General features: G+C 71.2%; 18 protein-coding genes. All 18 read left to right on the top strand.

Going from position 1 to position 20,259, the window contains the following annotated elements; all coding sequences use genetic code 11:
* The first annotated feature begins 40 nt into the window (after positions 1-40).
* The 18 genes from rplT to tyrS all read left to right on the top strand — a co-directional run bounded on the left by rplT (position 41) and on the right by tyrS (position 20,248).
* Positions 41-427, top strand: coding sequence for a 50S ribosomal protein L20 (rplT, locus tag MB1_RS22080; protein ID WP_066912768.1), 387 nt, complete (start codon positions 41-43; stop codon positions 425-427).
* Positions 428-528: 101 nt separating this feature from the next.
* A complete protein-coding gene (locus tag MB1_RS22075) occupies positions 529-1,320 on the top strand; it encodes a TrmH family RNA methyltransferase (RefSeq protein WP_245650311.1) in 792 nt (263 codons plus the stop codon).
* Between the two features lie 47 nt (positions 1,321-1,367).
* Positions 1,368-1,784 (top strand): PspA/IM30 family protein, encoded by a 417-nt coding sequence (locus MB1_RS26995; protein ID WP_369406882.1) that lies wholly within the window; start codon positions 1,368-1,370, stop codon positions 1,782-1,784.
* 210 nt (positions 1,785-1,994) lie between these two features.
* Positions 1,995-3,029 (top strand): phenylalanine--tRNA ligase subunit alpha, encoded by a 1,035-nt coding sequence (gene pheS, locus MB1_RS22065; RefSeq protein ID WP_066912838.1) that lies wholly within the window; start codon positions 1,995-1,997, stop codon positions 3,027-3,029.
* A gap of 63 nt (positions 3,030-3,092) precedes the next feature.
* A complete protein-coding gene (gene pheT, locus MB1_RS22060; protein WP_066912766.1) occupies positions 3,093-5,576 on the top strand; it encodes a phenylalanine--tRNA ligase subunit beta in 2,484 nt (827 codons plus the stop codon).
* 101 nt (positions 5,577-5,677) lie between these two features.
* The gene (gene argC, locus MB1_RS22055; RefSeq protein ID WP_066912764.1) at positions 5,678-6,754 is read left to right on the top strand and encodes an N-acetyl-gamma-glutamyl-phosphate reductase; all 1,077 of its coding nucleotides are present in this window, start codon (positions 5,678-5,680) and stop codon (positions 6,752-6,754) included.
* Positions 6,755-6,801: 47 nt separating this feature from the next.
* Positions 6,802-8,007 (top strand): bifunctional glutamate N-acetyltransferase/amino-acid acetyltransferase ArgJ, encoded by a 1,206-nt coding sequence (gene argJ, locus MB1_RS22050; RefSeq protein WP_066912836.1) that lies wholly within the window; start codon positions 6,802-6,804, stop codon positions 8,005-8,007.
* The gene (gene argB, locus MB1_RS22045) at positions 8,004-8,957 is read left to right on the top strand and encodes an acetylglutamate kinase (RefSeq protein WP_066912762.1); all 954 of its coding nucleotides are present in this window, start codon (positions 8,004-8,006) and stop codon (positions 8,955-8,957) included. Before argJ ends, argB begins: the two co-directional genes overlap by 4 nt.
* Positions 8,954-10,186, top strand: a complete 1,233-nt coding sequence (locus tag MB1_RS22040; RefSeq protein WP_066912760.1) for an acetylornithine transaminase — start codon at positions 8,954-8,956, stop codon at positions 10,184-10,186. Before argB ends, MB1_RS22040 begins: the two co-directional genes overlap by 4 nt.
* Positions 10,186-11,136, top strand: a complete 951-nt coding sequence (gene argF, locus MB1_RS22035; protein WP_066912758.1) for an ornithine carbamoyltransferase — start codon at positions 10,186-10,188, stop codon at positions 11,134-11,136. Before MB1_RS22040 ends, argF begins: the two co-directional genes overlap by 1 nt.
* Positions 11,133-11,654 carry an arginine repressor gene (locus MB1_RS22030; protein ID WP_157084258.1) on the top strand — a complete coding sequence of 174 codons (522 nt, stop codon included), beginning with the start codon at positions 11,133-11,135 and terminating at the stop codon, positions 11,652-11,654. Before argF ends, MB1_RS22030 begins: the two co-directional genes overlap by 4 nt.
* A gap of 125 nt (positions 11,655-11,779) precedes the next feature.
* Entirely contained in the window at positions 11,780-12,979 is a 1,200-nt protein-coding gene (locus tag MB1_RS22025; protein ID WP_066912750.1) for an argininosuccinate synthase, read from the top strand.
* On the top strand, positions 12,976-14,433 hold the full coding sequence (gene argH, locus MB1_RS22020; RefSeq protein ID WP_066912748.1) for an argininosuccinate lyase: 1,458 nt from the start codon (positions 12,976-12,978) through the stop codon (positions 14,431-14,433). Before MB1_RS22025 ends, argH begins: the two co-directional genes overlap by 4 nt.
* 149 nt (positions 14,434-14,582) lie before the next feature.
* A complete protein-coding gene (locus MB1_RS22015) occupies positions 14,583-17,540 on the top strand; it encodes an AMP-binding protein (protein ID WP_066912834.1) in 2,958 nt (985 codons plus the stop codon).
* A 110-nt stretch (positions 17,541-17,650) separates the two neighbouring features.
* A complete protein-coding gene (locus MB1_RS22010) occupies positions 17,651-17,881 on the top strand; it encodes a Trm112 family protein (protein WP_066912746.1) in 231 nt (76 codons plus the stop codon).
* Complete coding sequence (locus MB1_RS22005) at positions 17,882-18,274, top strand: PPOX class F420-dependent oxidoreductase (protein WP_066912744.1); 393 nt, start codon at positions 17,882-17,884, stop codon at positions 18,272-18,274. It begins immediately after the preceding gene.
* Positions 18,249-18,977 (top strand): DNA-3-methyladenine glycosylase, encoded by a 729-nt coding sequence (locus MB1_RS22000; protein ID WP_439646970.1) that lies wholly within the window; start codon positions 18,249-18,251, stop codon positions 18,975-18,977. The genes MB1_RS22005 and MB1_RS22000 overlap by 26 nt, the downstream gene beginning before the upstream one ends.
* Positions 18,974-20,248 (top strand): tyrosine--tRNA ligase, encoded by a 1,275-nt coding sequence (gene tyrS, locus MB1_RS21995; RefSeq protein ID WP_066912742.1) that lies wholly within the window; start codon positions 18,974-18,976, stop codon positions 20,246-20,248. The genes MB1_RS22000 and tyrS overlap by 4 nt, the downstream gene beginning before the upstream one ends.
* Positions 20,249-20,259: the final 11 nt, after the last annotated feature.

Here is a 20,259-nt window from a genome sequence, read left to right as displayed (position 1 = left end):
CGCACGAAGATCGGCCCCCGATCGATGACAGGATTGACCAGTGGCACGCGTCAAGAGAGCAGTCAACGCCCAGAAGAAGCGGCGTTCGGTCCTCGAGGCCTCGAAGGGCTACCGCGGACAGCGTTCGCGGCTCTATCGCAAGGCGAAGGAGCAGCAGCTCCACTCGCTCAACTACGCCTACCGTGACCGCCGCGCGCGCAAGGGCGACTTCCGCAAGCTGTGGATCACCCGTATCAACGCCGCCGCCCGGGCGAACGACATCACCTACAACCGCTTCGTCCAGGGCCTGAAGGCCGCGGGCGTCGAGGTCGACCGCAAGGTCCTCGCCGACATCGCCGTCTCCGATCCCGCGACCTTCACCGGTCTGGTCGAGATCGCCCGCGCCGCCCTGCCGGCCGACGTCAACGCCCCGAGCGAGGCGGCCTGACCACCAGCCGGACTTCCGGTGCCGACGCTGTCGGCCCCGGCGGCACGGACATCGAACGACCCGCGAACGCGCTGAACGAGCGCAGTTCGCGGGTCGTTTCGTTGACCGAGCGCAGCTCGCGCGTGGTCGCGGCGGTCAAGCTGCACCGCGGCGCCGCCCGCCGGAAGTCCGGGACCTTCCTGGTCGAAGGGGTCAACGCGGTGACCGAGGCGCTCGCCGCCGGCCTGGTCGAGGAACTGTTCATCACCGACTCCGCCGTCGAGCGCTACGACGACCTGGTCGCCGCCGCGGCGAGCGTCGGGGTGCGCGTCGATCGGGTGACCGAGCGGGCCGCCGAGCGGCTGGGGGAGACCACCACGCCGCCCGGTGTCGTCGCGGTCGCCCGGCTGATCGACGTCCCGCTCGACCGGGCGATCCGGCCCGAAGCCGGACTGGTCGCCGTCCTGGTCGAGATCGCCGAACCCGGCAACGCCGGCACGATCATCCGCACCGCGGACGCCGCCGGCGCCGACGCGGTGATCCTGGTCGGCGACTCGGTCGACCCGCACAACGGCAAGTGCGTGCGGGCGAGCGCCGGAAGCCTCTTCCACCTGCCGATCGCGCGCGCCGCCGGCTTCGACGAGGCCGCCGCCCTCCTGCGGGAGCGCGGGCTGACGATCCTGGCCACGACGATCGACGGCGATCTGACCCTCGACCCGACGCAGCCGCGGTCCGGCTTGCCCGAGGCCCCGGTCGCCTGGGTCTTCGGCAACGAGGCGCACGGTCTGTCGGCGGAGGTGGCCGCCGCGGCCGACCACCGGGTCGGCATTCCGATCCGCGGTCGGGCCGAAAGTCTGAACGTCGCGGCCGCCGCGGCGGTCTGCTTGTACTCCGGCGCCGGCGTCGTACGCTGACACGGAGGGGTCCGCGCGCAGGGGGTCCGCGAGCAGGGAGGTCGAGCGTGAACGCATCGGGTGACACGACATCGGGTAGCGGGGGCGCATCCGCCGGCCCCGGGTCCCACACCGCCGCGCCCACCTCGACCGATCCGGCCGATAACGAACCCGTCGACGCGGAGATCGTCCCGCTCGAACCGGCCGGCGCCCCGACGGCGACCGCGCACCCGGTCGTGGTCGACGCGGCGCCGCTGCCTCCCGATCCCGGCTACACCGACTCCGGCGTGCCCACCTTCGACGCCGTTCGCGAACGAATCGAACAGCGCATCGGCCGAGCGATCGGACACTCGGAACTCGACGCCGCCTCGACACCGGGGCGCGACGTCGAGGAAGCCTGGGAGCGGCGTCAGAAGGCCGCGCAGGAGAAGCTCGAACAGATCCGCGCCTCGATGAAACGGGACGTGGGCGGCGACCCTACCTGAGCGAAAATCGCTTGGCCCTGCGCTCTAACATGGGTGGGTCGGACGTAACGGGTGCGCGGGTTTCCGCCTGCCCGCAGTCCGAGACGGCGCCGGTCGCGGCGCCGCCCCCGATTGTCGAGCAGCAGCGGAGTGCCCGTGGCGAACAACCAGACAGCGTCGTTGGCGGATGAGGATGCGGGCGAGGACCGCGTCGAATCGGCCCCTGCGACGTTGGAGGATCCCACCGCGCCCGAGGAGTTGACCGCCGCATCGGACGCCGCGCTCGCGGCCCTGGCGCAGGCGGCCGACCTCGACGCGCTGACCGCCGTGCGCACCACCCACCTCGGTTCCAAGGCGCCGCTCTCGCGCGCCCGTCAGGCCCTCGGCGCCCTGCCGAAGCACGAGCGCGCCGACGCCGGCCGACGCGTCAAGGAAACCCGCGACCTGGTCGAGAAGGCCTTCGTCGAACGCGAGGAGGTGCTGCGGGCGGAGCGCGACGCCGCGATCCTCGTCGCGGAGACGATCGACGTCACCCTGCCGTCCGGCCGCCGCCCGCTCGGCGCCCGCCACCCGATCACCGTGATCGCCGAAGAGGTCTGCGACGCTTTCGTCGCGATGGGCTGGGAGGTCGCCGAGGGCCCCGAGGTCGAGACCGAGCACTTCAACTTCGACGCGCTGAACTTCCTGCCCGACCATCCGGCGCGCACCATGCAGGACACCTTCCACATCGCCCCCGAGGGGTCGCGCCAGGTCCTGCGCACCCACACCTCGCCGGTGCAGATCCGCACCCTGCTGACCCGGGATCTGCCGGTCTACGTCGTCTGCCCGGGCCGCACCTTCCGCACCGACGAACTCGACGCCACCCATACGCCGGTGTTCAGCCAGGTGGAGGGGCTCGCGGTCGACCGGGGTCTGACCCTGGCCAACCTGCGCGGCACCCTCGATGCCTTCGCCCGGGCCCTCTTCGGCCCGGACACCCGCACCCGCATGCGCCCGAACTACTTCCCCTTCACCGAGCCCTCCGCCGAGGTCGACGTGTGGTTCCCGGAGAAGAAGGGCGGCGCCGGCTGGGTCGAGTGGGGCGGCTGCGGCATGGTCGACCCCAACGTGCTGATCGCCTGCGGTATCGACCCGCAGGAGTACTCCGGCTTCGCCTTCGGTATGGGCCTCGAGCGCACCCTCCAGTTCCGCAACGACATCTCCGATATGCGCGACATCGTCGAGGGCGATGTGCGCTTCGGTGAACCGTTCGGTCCCGCGCTGTAGCACCGCCGGGCCCGATCGCCCCGCTGCCTTCTCATTCCGTCCCGACGAAAGGTGTGATCCTTCGTGCGTGTTCCGCAGTCCTGGCTGACCGAGGTCCTCGATCGGGGGACCCCCGGCTGGGAGGCGTCGGTCGAGGAGATCGACGCGGGCTTCGTCCGGGTCGGTCTGGAGATCGAGGACGTCCACCGGATCGACGCGCCGCAGGGTCCGCTGGTGATCGGTCGGGTCGAGTCGATCGAGGAGCTGACCGACTTCAAGAAGCCGATCCGCTTCTGCCGGGTGGAGGTCGGCGAGGCCGAACCGCGCGGGATCGTCTGCGGTGCCCGCAACTTCGCCGAGGGTGACCTGGTCGTCGTCGCGCTTCCGGGGGCGGAGCTGCCGGGCGGCTTCGGCATCGCCGCGCGCAAGACCTACGGTCGGATCTCCGACGGCATGATCTGCTCGGCCGCCGAACTGGCGCTGGGCACCGATCACTCCGGGATCATGGTGCTCGCACCGGGCACCGCGGAGCCGGGCGCCGACGCGATCGAGGTCCTCGGCCTGCCCGAGACGATCTTCGAGGTCAACGTCACCCCCGACCGCGGCTACTGCCTGAGCGTGCGCGGACTGACCCGCGAGTTGGCCTGCGGCTTCGACCTCGAATACTCCGACCCGGCGAAGGTCGCGGTCTCCGTGGGCGAGGCCGAGGTCCGCCCCGTCACCGTCGTCGAGGAATCCGGCTGCGTGCGCTTCAGCCTGCGCCTGGTCGAGGGCATCGACCCGAAGGCGACCACCCCCTGGTGGATCCAGCGGCGGCTGCTCTTCTCCGGTATCCGCCCGATCTCGCCGGCGGTCGACGTCACCAATTACGTGATGCTCGAACTCGGTCATCCGCTGCACGCCTTCGACAACGACACGGTCTCCGGCGGCTTCACCGTGCGTCGCGCCGCGGTGGGGGAGACCCTGCGGACCCTCGACGACGTCGAGCGCACCCTCGACCCCGAGGACGTGGTGATCGCCGACGACAGCGGCGCCGTCTCGCTCGCCGGCGTGATGGGTGGCCTGTCGACCGAGGTTTCCGACAAGACGACCAACGTCCTGCTCGAGGCCGCGATCTGGAACCCGCTGGCGGTCTTCCGCACCGCCCGCCGCCACAAGCTGCCCAGCGAGGCCGCGCGCCGCTACGAGCGCACCGTCGACTCCGGGCTGTCCGCCGTGGCGGTCACCCGCGCCGCCCAGCTGCTCGTCGAGATCGCCGGCGGCACTCTGGTCGACGGGATCACCGATGTCGGCGGACCGATCCGTCAGCTGCCCGTCGACCTGCCGATCGATCTGCCCGACCGGGTTGCCGGTGTGCACTACCCGAACGGCGCGGCCGCCCAGCGGCTCGCGCAGATCGGCTGCGCGGTCGACGTCAAGGTCGGCGACGACGGCCACGGCATCCTGGTGGTCACCCCGCCGACGTGGCGCTCCGACCTGCTGCGCCCGGCCGACCTGGTCGAGGAGGTCGTCCGCCTGGAGGGCCTCGAGCAGATCCCGCCGGTGCTGCCCGCCGCCCCCGCCGGCCGCGGCCTGACCGCCCTCCAGCGCCGCCGCCGCTCGGTCGGCCGCACGCTGGCCGCCGAGGGATTCGTCGAGGTGTTGCCGACGGTCTTCCTGCCCGCCGGGGTCTTCGACACCTGGGGCCTCGACGCCGACGACCCGCGTCGCACCACCACCTCGGTGCTCAACCCGCTCGAGGCCGACCGCGCGGAGCTGGCGACCACCCTGCTGCCGGGTCTGCTCGAGATCACCCGGCGCAACCTCTCCCGCGGCCGCCGCGACCTCGCCCTGTTCGCGATCGCCTCCGTGGTCCAGCCGGGACCATCGGTCGGCGCCGTCGATCCGATCCCGGTCGATCGCCGTCCCACCGAGGAGGAGATCGCCCGGCTGGAGAACTCCCTGCCCGACCAGCCGCAACATATCGCCAGCGTCCTGACCGGCCAGGTCGACCCGGCCGGCTACTGGGGTCCCGGTCGCCCGGTCGAACCGGCGGACGCCTTCGAGGCGGTGCGCTCGGTACTGGCCGCCTCCGGCGTCGAGGGCACCTTCGAGCACGCCGAGTACCTGCCCTTCCATCCCGGGCGCTGCGCCCGCATCCTGGTCGACGGCACCCCGATCGGCTACGCCGGTGAACTGCACCCCGCCGTCCTGGAGCGGTCGGACCTGCCGCCGCGCACCTGCGCCCTCGAGCTCAACCTCGACGCGATCCCGATCGTCGAGTCCCGCCCGGCGCCCAAGGTCTCGCCCTTCCCGGCGGTCCACCAGGACGTTGCCGTCGTCGTCGATCGCGACGTACCCGCCGCCGACGTGGAGGCCGCCCTGCGGGCCGGCGCGGGCGACCTGCTCGAGGATCTGCGCCTGTTCGACGTGTACACCGGCGACCGGATCGCCGAGGGCAAGAAGTCGCTCGCCTACGCCCTGCGCTTCCGCGGCTTCGACCGCACCCTGACCGAGGACGATGCCACCGCCGCGCGCACGGCCGCCGTGGCCGCCGCGGGGGAGGCCGTCGGCGCCGTCCTGCGGTAGTCGCGCCCCGGCCCGGCGGGGGGACCCGTCGGGCCGCCCATCCGGGGACACCCACCCCCCCCGATGCTGTATGTATTTGCATCGGTATGCATAATCAATACATGGTGGACGAGACTTCGACGGCGCCCGCCGGATCGGCGCGGCCGATCCGGGTGGCGGTGGCCGGCGCGACCGGATACGCCGGTGGTGAGATCCTCCGGCTGCTGCTGGGGCACCGGCAATATCTGGACGGCCGGCTCGAGATCGGTGCGCTGACGGCGCATTCCAGCGCGGGCAGCCTCCTGGGCGAGCATCAGCCGCATCTGCGAGCCCTGGCCGATCGCCGCATCGAGGACACCACCGCCGACGTGCTCGCCGGGCACGATGTCGTCTTCCTCGCCCTGCCGCACGGCCACTCCGGGCCGATCGCCGCGCAGCTGCCCGAGACCACCGTGGTCATCGACTGCGGCGCCGACCACCGGCTGGTCGACGCCGGCGCGTGGGAGCGGTACTACGGGTCCGCGCACAACGGCAGCTGGCCCTACGGCCTGCCGGAACTGCCCGGCGGCCGGGAGGCCCTGATCGGTGCCACCCGCGTCGCGGTGCCCGGCTGCTATCCGACGGTGTCGTCGCTGGCGCTCGCACCGGCCGTCGCCGCGGGCATCGTCGAACCCGACGTCACCGTGGTCGCGGTCAGCGGCACCTCGGGCGCCGGCAAGGCCGCGAAGACCGACCTGCTCGGATCCGAGGTCATGGGTTCGCTGCGGGCCTACGGCATCGCCGGCGCCCACCGGCATACCCCGGAGATTGTGCAGAACCTCTCCGCCGCGGCCGGGAGGTCGATCCGGGTGTCGTTCACCCCGGTCCTCGCCCCGTTGCCGCGTGGCATCCTGGCCACCTGTTCCGCCGCGACCACGGTCGACGCGGAAGCCGCCCGCGAGGTCTACCGGGCCGCCTACGCCAAGGAACCGTTCATCGACGTGCTCGAGAACGGGCAACTGCCGCGGACCGGCTCGGTCCTGGGCTCCAACGCCGTGCAATTGGCGGTCGACGTCGATGTCGACGCCGGCCGGCTGATCGTGGTCGGCGCGATCGACAATCTCACCAAGGGCACCGCCGGCGGTGCCGTCCAATCGATGAACCTGGCCATCGGTTTCCCGGAAACCGACGGCCTCGAGGCGCCGGGGGTGGCACCGTGACCAGTACGGATTCGACCGCGACAAGCGATTCGACGGCCGCGACGGCGGTGCGGACCGACGCCGGGCTGCTGCGCACCGAGGGCGTCACCGCGCCGGCAGGCTTCCGCGCCGCCGGCATCGACGCCGGCATCAAGGCGAGCGCCGCACCCGATCTCGCGCTGGTCGTCAACGAGGGCCCGAACACCGCCGCCGCCGGCGTCTTCACCGCCAACAAGATCAAGGCCGCCCCGGTGCTCTGGTCGCAGCAGGTGCTGACGGCCGGAAAGCTGCGGGCGGTCGTGCTCAACTCCGGCGGCGCCAACGCGTGCACCGGCCCGGAGGGCTTCGGCGACACCCACGTCACCGCCGAGCGGGTCGCCGCCGACCTGAGCACCTCGGGCGCCGAGACCGGTGCCGGTGAGGTCGCGGTCTGTTCGACCGGCCTGATCGGCGACCGGCTGCCGATGGACAAGGTCCTCGCCGGCGTCACCGCGATCGTGCGGCAACTCGCCGGCGATCTCGCCGGCGGAGCGGACGCCGCCCGCGCGATCATGACCACCGATACCGTCCCGAAGCAGGCCGCGGTGCATCACCCGGCCGGCTGGAGCGTCGGCGGGATGGCCAAGGGCGCCGGCATGCTCGCGCCGTCGCTCGCCACCATGCTGGTGGTCGTGACCACCGACGCGGTCGTCGACGCGGCCGCCCTCGACACCGCGCTGCGCGGCGCGACCCGGCGCACCTTCGACCGGCTCGACGTCGACGGGGCGATGTCGACCAACGACACCGTGCTGCTGCTGTCCTCGGGCGCCTCCGCGGTCACCCCCGATCCGGCCGAGTTCGCCGAAGCGGTGCTGCTGGTCTGCGACGACCTCGCCGACCAGCTGATGTCGGACGCCGAGGGCGCGACCAAGCACGTCATCGTCCGGGTGGTCGGCGCCGCCTCCGAGGACGACGCGGTGATCGCCGCGCGCACCATCGCCCGCGACTCGCTGGTCAAGACCGCGCTCTTCGGTTCCGACCCCAACTGGGGCCGGGTGGTGGCCGCGCTCGGCGCCGCCCCGGTCGCCATGGACCCGGACGGCATCCGGGTGTCGTTCAACGGGTTCGACGTCTGCGTCAACACCGCCGGTACGCCGGGAGCGCGCGACGTCGACCTGTCCGGTGAGCGGCTGACCCTGGAGATCGACCTGGGCGTCGGCGATGCGAGCGCACAGATCCGCACCACCGATCTGTCGCACGGCTACGTCGAAGAGAACTCGGCGTACTCGTCGTGAGCATCGACAGCGGTACCACGCCGGGTGTCGGGGCCGCACTGGCCGCTGCCCTGCCGGCGCTGCGGGCGCGCTCCGGCAGCACCGTGGTGATCAAGTTCGGCGGCAACGCGATGATCGACGCCGCCCTCGAGCGGGCCTTCGCGCAGGACATCGCGCTGCTGCGCACCGTCGGGGTCAACCCGGTGGTCGTGCACGGCGGCGGACCGCAGATCTCCGAGATGCTCGGCCGGCTCGGCCTCGAGGGCACCTTCCGCGGCGGCTACCGGGTGACGACACCCGAGACGGTCGACGTGGTGCGCATGGTGCTCTTCGGCAAGGTCGGCCGCGTCCTGGTCGGCGCGATCAACGCCAACGGTGTCCCCGCGGTCGGCATGTCGGGGGAGGACGCCGGACTGTTCACCGCGACCCGGCGCACCGTCCTGGTCGACGGACAGCCCTGCGATATCGGCCTGGTCGGCGACGTCACCGCCGTCGACCCGACCGTCGTCCTCGACGCGATCGCCGCCGGGCGGGTCCCGGTGGTCTCGACGATCGCCCCCGACCGCGACGGGCAGGCCCACAACATCAACGCCGATACCGCCGCCGCCGCGCTCGCCGAAGCCCTCGGCGCGGACGAGCTGATCATGTTGACCGACGTCGAAGGCCTCTACACCGACTGGCCCGACCGCGACTCCCTGGTCGATCGGATCGCCGACGACGCCCTCGAGACGCTGCTGCCGACCCTCGAGTCCGGCATGGTCCCCAAGATGGAGGCCTGCCTGCGCGCGGTGCGCGGCGGCGTCCCGGTCGCCCGGGTGATCGACGGGCGCGTCCCGCACAGCGTGCTCGGTGCCCTCTTCGACGAGCGCCCGACCGGCACCCGCGTCGTGCCCACCACAGCCACCACCAGCACCGCATCCCACCACCCCACCCCGGCCGCAGCCGGATCGACGACAGGAGAGGACCAATGACCACCACGAACGAGTGGCAGACCCGTTGGGCCACGGCCCTGATGCCGAACTACGGCGTGCCCCCGGTCGCCCTGGTATCCGGCGCCGGCGCCGAGGTCACCGACGCCGACGGCCGCACCTACGTCGACCTGCTGGCCGGTATCGCGGTCAACATCCTCGGACACGCCCATCCGGCGATCATCGAAGCGGTCACCACCCAGCTCGGCACCCTCGGACATACCTCGAACCTCGCCGCCACCGGCCCGGCGATCGAGCTCGCGGAAGCCCTGATCAGCCGACTCGACACCGACCTGAACGCCCGCGTCTTCCTCTGCAACTCCGGCACCGAGGCCAACGAGGCGGCCTTCAAGGTCGCCCGGCTCACCGGCCGCACCGGCATGGTCGCCGCCGAGGGCGCCTTCCACGGCCGCACGATGGGCGCCCTGGCGCTGACCGGCCAGCCGGACAAGCGCGTCCCCTTCGAACCGCTGCCCGGCGACGTCACCCACGTGCCCTACGGGGACGCCGACGCCCTGGCCGCCGCGGTCGACGAGACCACCGCCGCGGTGATCCTCGAACCGATCATGGGCGAGGCCGGCGTCATCGTGCCGCCGGTCGACTACCTGCAGCGCGCCCGCGAGATCACCACCGCCGCCGGGGCGCTGCTGATCCTCGACGAGGTCCAGACCGGCGTCGGGCGCACCGGCACCTTCTTCGCGCACCGCGCGGCGGGCATCACCCCCGACCTGATCACCCTGGCCAAGGGGCTCGGCGGCGGCCTGCCGATCGGTGCCTGCATCGGCATCGGACCGGCGGCCGAACTGCTGCAGCCCGGCAAGCACGGCACCACCTTCGGCGGCAACCCGATCTGCGCCGCGGCGGCGCTGGCGGTGCTGCGCACCCTCGATGCCGAGGACCTCGCCGGCCACGCCGATCGTTTGGGCAAGGAGATTCGCGCCGGCATCGAGAACCTCGACCACCCGCTGATCGGCGACGTCGACGGCGCCGGCCTGCTGATCGGGATCGGCCTGACCGAACCGCTGGCCCGCGAGGCCGAAGCCGCCGCCCGCGACGCCGGTTACCTGCTCAACGCCGCCAAGCCCAACCGGCTGCGCATCGCGCCGCCGCTGATCCTCACCGAGCAGCAGGCGACGGGCTTCGTCGACGCGCTTCCCGACATTCTTGCGGCCGCCCAGCGGGCGACCACCACCCCCGCGGAGCAGCCCGCTCCCCACGGAAAGGACCAGTGATGGCCCTGCGACATTTCCTGCGCGACGACGACCTGTCCCCGGCCGAGCAGGCCGAGGTCCTCGAACTCGCGTCCGCGGTCAAGGCCGAGCCGTTCGCCCACCGGCCGCTCGAGGGCCCCCGCGCGGTCGGGGTGATCTTCGAGAAGAACTCGACCCGCACCCGGTTCTCCTTCGAGGTCGGCATCGCCCAGCTCGGCGGCCACGCGGTCGTCGTCGACGGCCGCACCACCCAGCTCGGTCGCGAGGAGACCCTCGAGGACACCGGCCGGGTGCTGTCCCGGTACGTCGACGCCGTGGTCTGGCGCACCTACGGCCAGGACCGGCTCGAGCGGATGGCCGCCGGGGCGTCGATCCCGATCGTCAACGCGCTGTCCAACGAGTTCCACCCCTGTCAGGTGCTCGCCGACCTGCAGACCCTCCGCGAACACTTCGGCAGCCTGCGCGGCCTGCGGATGACCTACGTCGGCGACGGCGCCAACAACATGGCGCACTCGTTGCTGCTCGGCGGGGTGCTCGCGGGCATCGACGTCACCGTCGCCGCGCCGACCGGGTTCGAACCGGCCGCCGACGTGGTCACCTCCGCCGAGGCGGTCGCCGCGACCACCGGGGCGACGATCCGGCTGACCGACGACCCGGTCGACGGGGTGCGCGGCGTCGACGTGCTGGTCACCGATACCTGGACCTCGATGGGCCAGGAGGGCGACGGACTCGATCGCATCGCTCCGTTCGTACCGTTCCGGATCAACTCGGAACTGCTCTCGCTGGCCGACCCGAAGGCCGTCGTCCTGCACTGTCTGCCCGCGCACCGCGGCGACGAGATCACCGACGAGGTGATCGACGGACCGCAGAGCCTGGTGTGGGATGAGGCCGAGAACCGGCTGCACGCCCAGAAGGCCCTGCTGATCTGGCTGCTCGCGCAGGCCGGGGGATCGCAGCGGGACCGACCGTGAGTTCGCGACGCTCCACCGGACCCGCCGCGCCGGGGACCGCGTCGACCACCCGTGCCGGGCGGCAGGCGCGGATCATCGAGGCGCTCTCGACGCATACCGTGCGCAGCCAGCCCGAATTGGCCGAACTGCTCGCCGCCGACGGTATCGAGGTCACCCAGGCGACGCTCTCGCGTGATCTCGAGGAGCTCGGCGCGGTCAAGCTGCGGGCGGCCGACGGGGGACCGGGCGCCTACGTGGTCCCCGAGGACGGCAGCCCGGTGCGCGGCGTCTCGGGCGGTACCGACCGGCTCAGCCGTCTGCTCGGCGAGCTGCTGGTGTCCACCGACGCCAGCGGAAACCTGGCCGTGCTGCGCACCCCACCGGGGGCGGCGCATTATTTGGCGAGCGCTCTCGACCGGGCGGCGCTGCCGTCGGTCGTCGGAACGATCGCCGGTGACGACACGATCTTCGTGGTGTCCCGCGATCCCTTGGGGGGCCGCGAACTCGCCGACGATCTCGCCCGACTGGTCCGGCCCTAGTTTCACCGCATTTCCACCACCGCTTGTCCACCGCCGCTTGTCCACCACCGCTTGTCCACCACCGCTTGTCCACCACTGTTTCGACCTACCACCCATCGATATTTCCCACTAAGGAGCAACAGACCATGGCCGATCGTGTCGTTCTCGCCTACTCGGGAGGGTTGGACACCTCCGTCGCCATCAGCTGGATCGGTCGCGAGACCGGCAAGGAGGTGGTCGCGGTTGCGATCGACCTCGGCCAGGGCGGCGAGGACATGGAGGTCGTCCGCAAGCGCGCCCTCGACTGCGGCGCCGTCGAATCGGTGGTCGTGGATGCCCGGGACGAATTCGCCGACGACTACTGCCTGCCGGCGATCACCAGCAATGCCCTCTACATGGACCGCTACCCGCTGGTCTCCGCGCTGAGCCGGCCGCTGATCGTCAAGCACCTCGTCGAGGCCGCCCGCGACCACGGCGGCACCGTCGTCGCCCACGGCTGCACCGGCAAGGGCAACGACCAGGTGCGCTTCGAGGTCGGCTTCGCCACCCTCGCGCCCGACCTGGACGTCATCGCCCCCGTGCGCGACTACGCCTGGACCCGGGAGAAGGCGATCGCCTTCGCCGAGGAGAACGCGATCCCGATCAACGTCACCAAGAAGTCCCCGTTCTCGATCGACCAGAACGTCTGGGGTCGCGCCGTCGAGACCGGCTTCCTCGAGGACCTGTGGAACGCTCCCACCAAGGACGTCTACGACTACACCGAGGACCCGACCACCAACTTCAACGCCCCGGACGAGCTGATCCTGACCTTCGACAAGGGACGTCCGATCGCGATCGACGGTCGCCCGGTCAGCGTGCTGCAGGCGATCCAGGAGCTCAACCGGCGCGCCGGCGCCCAGGGCGTCGGCCGGCTCGACGTCGTCGAGGACCGTCTCGTCGGCATCAAGAGCCGCGAGGTCTACGAGGCGCCGGGCGCGATGGTGCTCATCCGCGCCCACGAGGAGCTCGAGCACGTCACCCTCGAACGCGAACTGGGCCGCTTCAAGCGGCATACCGACCAGAAGTGGGGCGAGCTGGTCTACGACGGCCTCTGGTACTCCCCGCTGAAGGCCTCGCTCGACGCCTTCGTCGCCCACACCCAGGAGCACGTCAGCGGCGAGATCCGGCTGGTGCTGCACGCGGGGGCGATCATCGTCAACGGCCGGCGCAGCGCCGAGTCGCTGTACGACTTCAACCTCGCGACCTACGACGCCGGCGACAGCTTCGACCAGTCCGCCGCCAAGGGCTTCGTGCAGCTGCACGGCCTGTCGTCGAAGATCTCGGCGAAGCGGGATCTCGGCCTATGACCGTGAGCAACGGCTCGACCGTGACCGGCGCCCTCTGGGGCGGCCGGTTCGCGGACGGTCCCGCCGCCGCGATGGCCGCGTTGAGCAAGTCGACCCAGTTCGACTGGGTCCTCGCGCCCTACGACGTGCGCGCCTCGATGGCGCACGCCCGGGTGCTGCACGCCGCCGGGCTGCTCACCGACGCCGACCTCGACGGCATGCTGCGCGGCCTGCGCGGCCTGGCCGCCGACGTGGCGTCCGGGGCCTTCGGGCCCGCGGAGTCCGACGAGGACGTCCACGGGGCGCTCGAGCGCGGGCTGATCGAACGGGTCGGCACGGAGCTCGGTGGCCGGCTGCGCGCCGGCCGCTCGCGCAACGACCAGGTCGCGACGCTCTTCCGGATGTGGCTGCGCGACGCGGTCCGCCGGGTGTCGGCCGGGGTACTCGATGTGGTGGACGCGCTCGCCGACCAGGCGGCCGCCCACCCGGACGCGGTGATGCCGGGCAAGACACATTCGCAGGCGGCCCAGCCGATCCTGCTGGCGCACCACCTGCTCGCGCATACCCAGTCGCTGCTGCGCGATGTGCAGCGCTTCGTCGATTTCGACCGGCGCGCGGCGATCTCGCCCTACGGGTCGGGTGCGCTGGCCGGATCGTCGCTCGGGCTCGACCCGGACCGCATCGCCGCCGAACTCGGCTTCGACTCGGCCGCGGACAACTCGATCGACGCGACCGCGGCCCGCGACTTCGCGGCCGAGGCGGCCTTCGTCCTGGCGATGACCGCGGTCGACCTGTCGCGGTTCGGTGAGGAGATCGTCTACTGGGCGACGCCGGAGTTCGGCTACGTCACCCTGGCCGACGCCTGGTCGACGGGCAGTTCGATCATGCCGCAGAAGAAGAACCCCGACGTCGCGGAGCTTGCTCGCGGCAAGTCGGGGCGGCTGATCGGCAACCTGACCGGCCTGCTCGCGACCCTGAAGGCGCAGGGCCTGGCCTACAACCGGGATCTGCAGGAGGACAAGGAACCGGTCTTCGACTCGGTTGCCCAGCTGGAGGTCCTGCTGCCGGCGTTCACCGGGTTGGTCGCGACGCTGACGTTCGACACCGATCGTCTGCGTGCGCTCGCCCCGGCCGGGTACACCCTGGCCACCGATATCGCGGAGTGGTTGGTGCGTCGCGGGGTGCCCTTCCGGGTGGCCCACGAGGCGGCCGGCGGCTGCGTGCGGGCGGCCGAGGCCCGCGGGGTCGGCCTCGACGAGCTGACCGACGCCGAGTTGGCCGCGATCGATCCGCAGCTCACCCCCGAGGTGCGCGAGGTGCTGACCGTCGACGGGTCGATCGCCTCCCGGTCGACCCGCGGCGGAACCGCTCCCGAGCAGGTCGCGCGCACGCTCGAGCTGGTCCGAACCGAGTCGGCGCGACTGCGCGGCGACTTCGTCGGCTCCGGCGTGGTCGCCGGCTCGATCGCGGGCTGACCGGCGCTTACCGGATCCACGGGCCGGGCATCGACACCGCGTCGGTGCCCGGCCCGATCCGTTCGTACCGGTGGTCGCGACCTTCGTTCCGCAAGCCGACGTCGTCGCCGAACCGGTATGAGAAACTGATCCCGGGTTGGTCGAAAGGACTGCACGTGGGCGCGCCGCTGGGATCGAGAACGCTGGTACGCCAGTTGAAGCGAGTGGTCTCCGCAGCGCAGAACGGCCTGGAAGTTGTCCGCATGGGCGGCCTCGAGACCGACATTCGGCCGTCCGAATTCCACGTTGTCGACCGCGAGCGCATGTATCGACTGCGCCGCTACTTCCCCGCCGACATTCCCCAGGGTCCGCCGATCATCCTCGTGCCGCCGATGATGATCTCCGCGAACGTCTACGACATCGCCGGCGACCAGGGCGCGGCGGCGATGTTGCACGCCGCCGGTATCGACGTGTGGGTCGTCGACTTCGGTGAACCCGACGTCGAGGAGGGGGGCTGGGACCGCAGCCTCGCCGATCATCTGATCGCGCTGAGCTCGATCATCGACAAGGTCGTCGCGGCCACCGGCCGATCCGTCTACCTCGGCGGTTACTCGCAGGGCGGCATGTTCTGCTACCAGGCTGCGGCCTACCGGGCGAGCGCCGGTATCGCGGGCATCGTGACCTACGGCAGCCCGGTCGACACCCTCGCGGCCCCGCCCTTCGGCGTGCCGACCGGCCTGGCGATCAAGGGCGGCGAGCTGCTGGCCGATCACGTCTTCAACCGGCTCGGCATCCCCGGCTGGTTGGCCCGCACCGGCTTCCAGATGCTCGACCCGATGAAGACGGTCAAGTCGCGGCTCGACTTCCTGCGGCAACTGCACGACCGCGACGCCCTGCTGCCGCGGGAGCCGCAGCGCCGATTCCTCTCCGTCGACGGCTGGGTCGGCTACTCCGGACCCGCCCTCGTCGAACTGCTCAAGCAGTTCGTCGTGCACAACCGCATGATGACCGGCGGTTTCACCATCGGCGACCGCCCGGTGGCGCTCGCCGAACTGACGATGCCGATTCTGGCGTTCCTCGGGTCGATCGACGACATCGGTCAGCCGCTGGCGGTGCGCGGCATCCTGCGGGCGGCGCCCCGGTCCGCGGTCTACGAATGCGAGATCGATACCGGGCACTTCGGGCTGGTCGTCGGGTCGAAGGCCACCCAGATCTCCTGGCCGACCACCATCGACTGGATCCACTGGACCGAGGGGGAGGGGGCGCAGCCGCCGAGCGTCATCCCGATGGACCCCGACAGCACCGACGAGCCGACCTTCGCTTCCCTGGTCGCGCGGATCGTGCACACCACCGGAGCGGTCGCCGAGGTCGGTGTCGACGCCGGCCGCGCGGTCACCGACCTGGTCTCCGACGCGATCCGCGGCACCCGGGAGGTGTCGTCGGAAGCGATCAGGACCCTGCCGCGCATCCTGCGGCTCGGCCAGATCCAGCCGCATACCCAGATCTCCTTCGGCCGGGTCCTGGCGGAGCAGGCCGAACGCACCCCCTGGGGAGACTGCTTCCTGTTCGACGGTCGGGTGCACACCTACAGCGCCGTCGACGAACGGATCGACAAGGTCGTGCGCGGCCTGATCGCCAACGGGGTGCGCCCGGCCATGCGGGTCGGGGTGTTGATGGAGACGCGGCCGAGCGCCCTGGCCTCGGTCGTCGCGCTCTCCCGGATCGGCGCGGTGGCGGTGATGCTGCGCACCGGTCCCGACATCGGTCGCGAGGTCGAACTGTCCGAGGTCTCGATCATCGTGACCGACCCGGAAAACCTCGCGGAAGCGGTCAGCGTCGGCGACCGTGTACTCGTCCTCGGTGGCGGTGACCAGCGCATTCTCGCCGAGTTCGCGCATCCGGCCGTCGTCGATCTCGAACACATCGATCCCGACACGATCCGGCTGCCCGACTGGTACCGCCCGGACCCCGGTATGGCCCGCGACCTCGCGTTCGTGCTGTTCTCCGGCTCCGGTTCGCGGATTCGTGCCAAGCACATCTCCAACAGCCGGTGGGCGCTGTCGGCGATCGGTACCGCCGGCGCCGCCCGGCTCGGCCCGTCCGACACCGTCTACTGCCTCGCGCCGCTGAGCCACTCGTCCGGCCTGCTGGTCGGGGTGGGTTCCGCGGTCGCCGGCGGCGCGCGCATCGCCCTGTCTCGGGAGGTCGATCCGGATCGGTTCGCGGACGAGGTGCTGCGCTACGGGGTGACGGTCGTCTCCTATACCTGGACGATGGTCCGCACGCTGCTCGACTCCCCGCTGCAGCCGGGGCGCCACCCGATCCGGCTGTTCATCGGCTCCGGCATGCCGGTCGGGCTGTGGTTGCGCACCCTGAGCACCTTCGCCCCCGCGAAGGTGCTCGAGTTCTACGCGACGTCGGAGGGCACGATCGCACTGGCCAACACCTCCGGCAGCAAGATCGGGTCGAAGGGCCGGCCGCTGCCGGGTAGTGGTCGCGTCGAATTGGTCGCCTACGACGCGTGCACCGACGCGATGCTGGAGGGGGACGACGGCCTGCTGCGGCATGCGACGGTCAACGAGCCGGGCATCCTGCTCGGCGAACCCGAATTCGAAGCCGGCCAGGGGCCCGACGTGATGCGCGGCGTCTTCCGGCGCGGGGACGTCTGGTCGGCGACGACGGCGATCTTCCGGCGCGACGCCGACGGCGACTTCTGGCTGTTGGGCGACCGCCGCGCGGTGATCCGCACCGGCCGGGGCCCGGTCTTTCCGCAACCGATCGTCGACGCCCTGGGAACGGTCGAGGGTGTCGACCTCGCGACGGTCTACGCGGTCGGCAAGCCCGGCCGCCAGCTGGCGGTATGCGCGTTGACCATGCTTCCGCGGGTAGCGCTGTCGAGCGCGCGGATCGGCGAGGCGCTCGGCGACCTGCTGCCCGCCGAGCGGCCGGACATCGTGCACGTCGTCCCGGATATCCAGGTCGGCACGTCCTACCGCACCACCCCGGATCGGCTGCGGGCCGCCGGACTTCCGGCTCCGACCACCCGCACCTGGTACTTCGACGCCGAGTCGGGCAGCTACCGGCGACTGACCCGGGCGATCATCGCGGAGCGCTTCGGCGACTTCTGATCGACCGGTGCGAACGGCGGCCCGGTCGACGCCGATCGGCGGGTACCGGCGCGTAGAGTCGTGGTCGCCGAACGAGCGGCGGCCCGATCGTGAAGGAGAGGCGGAAACCGATGGATGCGGCTCTGCACAGTGTGCTGGCTTGCCCCAAGGATCACGGCGAACTGCTGCTCGTCGAGAACGAAGCCCTGTACAACCCGCGACTGCGGCTGGCCTATCCGATCGAGGAAGGCATCCCGGTGCTGCTGCTCGACGAAGCACGCACCGTCGATGACGCCGAACACGAGTCGCTGGTCGCTCGTGGTGTCGCCCCCGCCCCGCTCGATCCCGAAGGGAACCGGTAAATGGCTGTCGAGATTTCCGAGCACGCGCAGCGCTTGTTGTCCCTGCCGTTGTACGGGGCCCTGGGCACCGTCCGCCCGGACAACACTCCGCAGGTCAACCCGATGTGGTTCGACTACGACGGTGAGTACATCAAGTTCACGCACATCACCTCGCGCGCGAAGTACCGCAACCTGCAGAAGAACCCGGCGATGAGCTTCATGGTGCTCGATCCCGACACCCCGTTCCGCTACGTCGAGGTGCGCGGTCGACTCGTCGGCGAGGAAGCCGACCCGACCGGCGCCTTCTACGTCCATCTGCAGAACAAGTACGGCAACGACAGCGACGTACCGCCCCCGGACGCCGCGCAGCGGGTCATCCTGCTGATGAGTGTCGAGCACGTCTCCGGTCAGTGACCACGCGGCGGACGAGTTCGCGGCTACGTTGAGTCTCGATCCGCCGACGGCGGCGCGGGCCCTGCTCGGATCGACCCTTCGCGCGATCGACGAGTCCGGGGACACCGTCGCCCTGCGGATCGTCGAGGTCGAGGCCTACGGCGGCGATCCCGACGGGCCCTGGCCCGACCCGGCGGCGCACAGCTATCCGGGTCCGACCCCGCGCAATGCGGCGATGTTCGGCCCGTCCGGGCACCTGTACATCTACCGCAGCTACGGAATTCACCTGTGCGGCAACGTCACCTGCGGTCCGGACGGCGTCGGCGGGGGAGTGCTGCTGCGGGCGGGCGAGGTGCTCTCCGGAAACGACATCGCCCGTCGTCGGCGGCCGACCTGCTCGTCCGATCGTGATCTGGCCCGCGGTCCGGGGAATCTGGGCACCGCCCTCGACCTGCGCACCGATGACTACGGGCTCGATCTGTTCGCCGCCGCCTCGCGCATTCGGATCGAACCGTCCGCCTACCGACCCCCGGTATCCTGTGGCCCACGGGTGGGTGTGCGCCGTGCACCCGACCGACCCTGGCGATTCTGGGTGGACGGATCACCTCACGTCTCGTCGTATCGCCGCAGTCCCCGGGCCGCGCCACCGGAATCGGAGGATCCCGTCGCAGCCCACATCTCCACCGCCACTTCCGATTCCCGGCCGAAGGAACCCCGATCGTGACCACGAATATCGTCGACGAACTGACCTGGCGCGGCCTGATCGCCCAGTCCACGGACCCGCAGGAGTTGCGGACCGCGGCACAAGACGGTCCGTTGACGATCTATGCGGGGTTCGATCCCACCGCGCCGAGCCTGCACGCCGGCCATCTGGTTCCGCTGCTGGTTCTGCGGCGCTGGCAGCAGGCGGGACATCGACCGATCGTGTTGGCCGGTGGGGCGACCGGGTTGATCGGCGATCCCCGCGAAGTCGGTGAGCGCACGATGAACGCCGCCGACACCGTGGCCGACTGGGCCGACCGCCTGCGCGGACAGCTCTCCCGATTCGTCGACTTCGACGACTCGCCGACCGGCGCGATCGTGGAGAACAACCTGAACTGGACCTCGCAGCTGTCCGCGATCGACCTGCTCCGGGATATCGGCAAGCACTTCTCGGTCAACGTCATGCTCGCCCGCGACACCATCCGCCGACGGTTGGAGGGGGACGGGATCTCCTTCACCGAGTTCAGCTACCTGCTTCTGCAGGCGAACGACTTCCTCCAGTTGCGCCGCACCTACGGCTGCACCGTGCAGGTCGGGGGCTCCGACCAGTGGGGGAACATCGTCGGCGGCGTCGACCTCAACCGTCGCGTCGACGGCGCGAAGGTCCACGGAATGACCGTGCCGCTGGTCACCGCCGCGGACGGCACCAAGTTCGGCAAGTCGACCGGGGGCGGGAGCCTGTGGCTCGACCCGGAGATGACCTCGCCCTACGCCTGGTACCAGTACTTCGTGAACACCGCGGACGCCGATGTCCTGCGCTACCTGCGGTGGTTCACCTTCCTGGACCGGGAGCGCATCGACGCCCTGGCCGTCGAGGTCGCCGAACGTCCGGGCGCCCGCGAGGCCCAACGAGTGCTCGCGCGCGAGATGACCGACCTGGTCCACGGAACGAAGGCCACCGAAGCGGTCGAGGCCGCCAGCTCGGCGCTCTTCGGCCGGGGGGAACTGCGCGAACTCGACGAGTCGACGTTGTCCGCCGCCCTGCGGGAAACACCGATCGCCCAGTTGCCGGTCGGCGCCACGATCATCGACCTGCTGGTGGAGACCGGGTTGAGCGACAGCCGCGGTGCGGCCAAGCGTGCGATCGGCGAGGGCGGGGTGTCGGTGAACAACTCCAAGATCGCCGATATCGAGTGGACCGTCGCGGAGAGCGACCTGCTGCACGATCGCTGGCTCGTTCTGCGCCGCGGGAAGCGCAACTTCGCGGGTGTCGAGGTCGTTACAGGCGCGTGAATTGTGCCTGT

This window comes from Millisia brevis NBRC 105863 (assembly GCF_001552615.1).
GTDB classification, from domain to species: Bacteria; Actinomycetota; Actinomycetes; order Mycobacteriales; family Mycobacteriaceae; genus Millisia; species Millisia brevis.
Note: the sequence above shows the minus strand (reverse complement) of the source record. Positions and strands in the feature narration are given on the sequence as shown.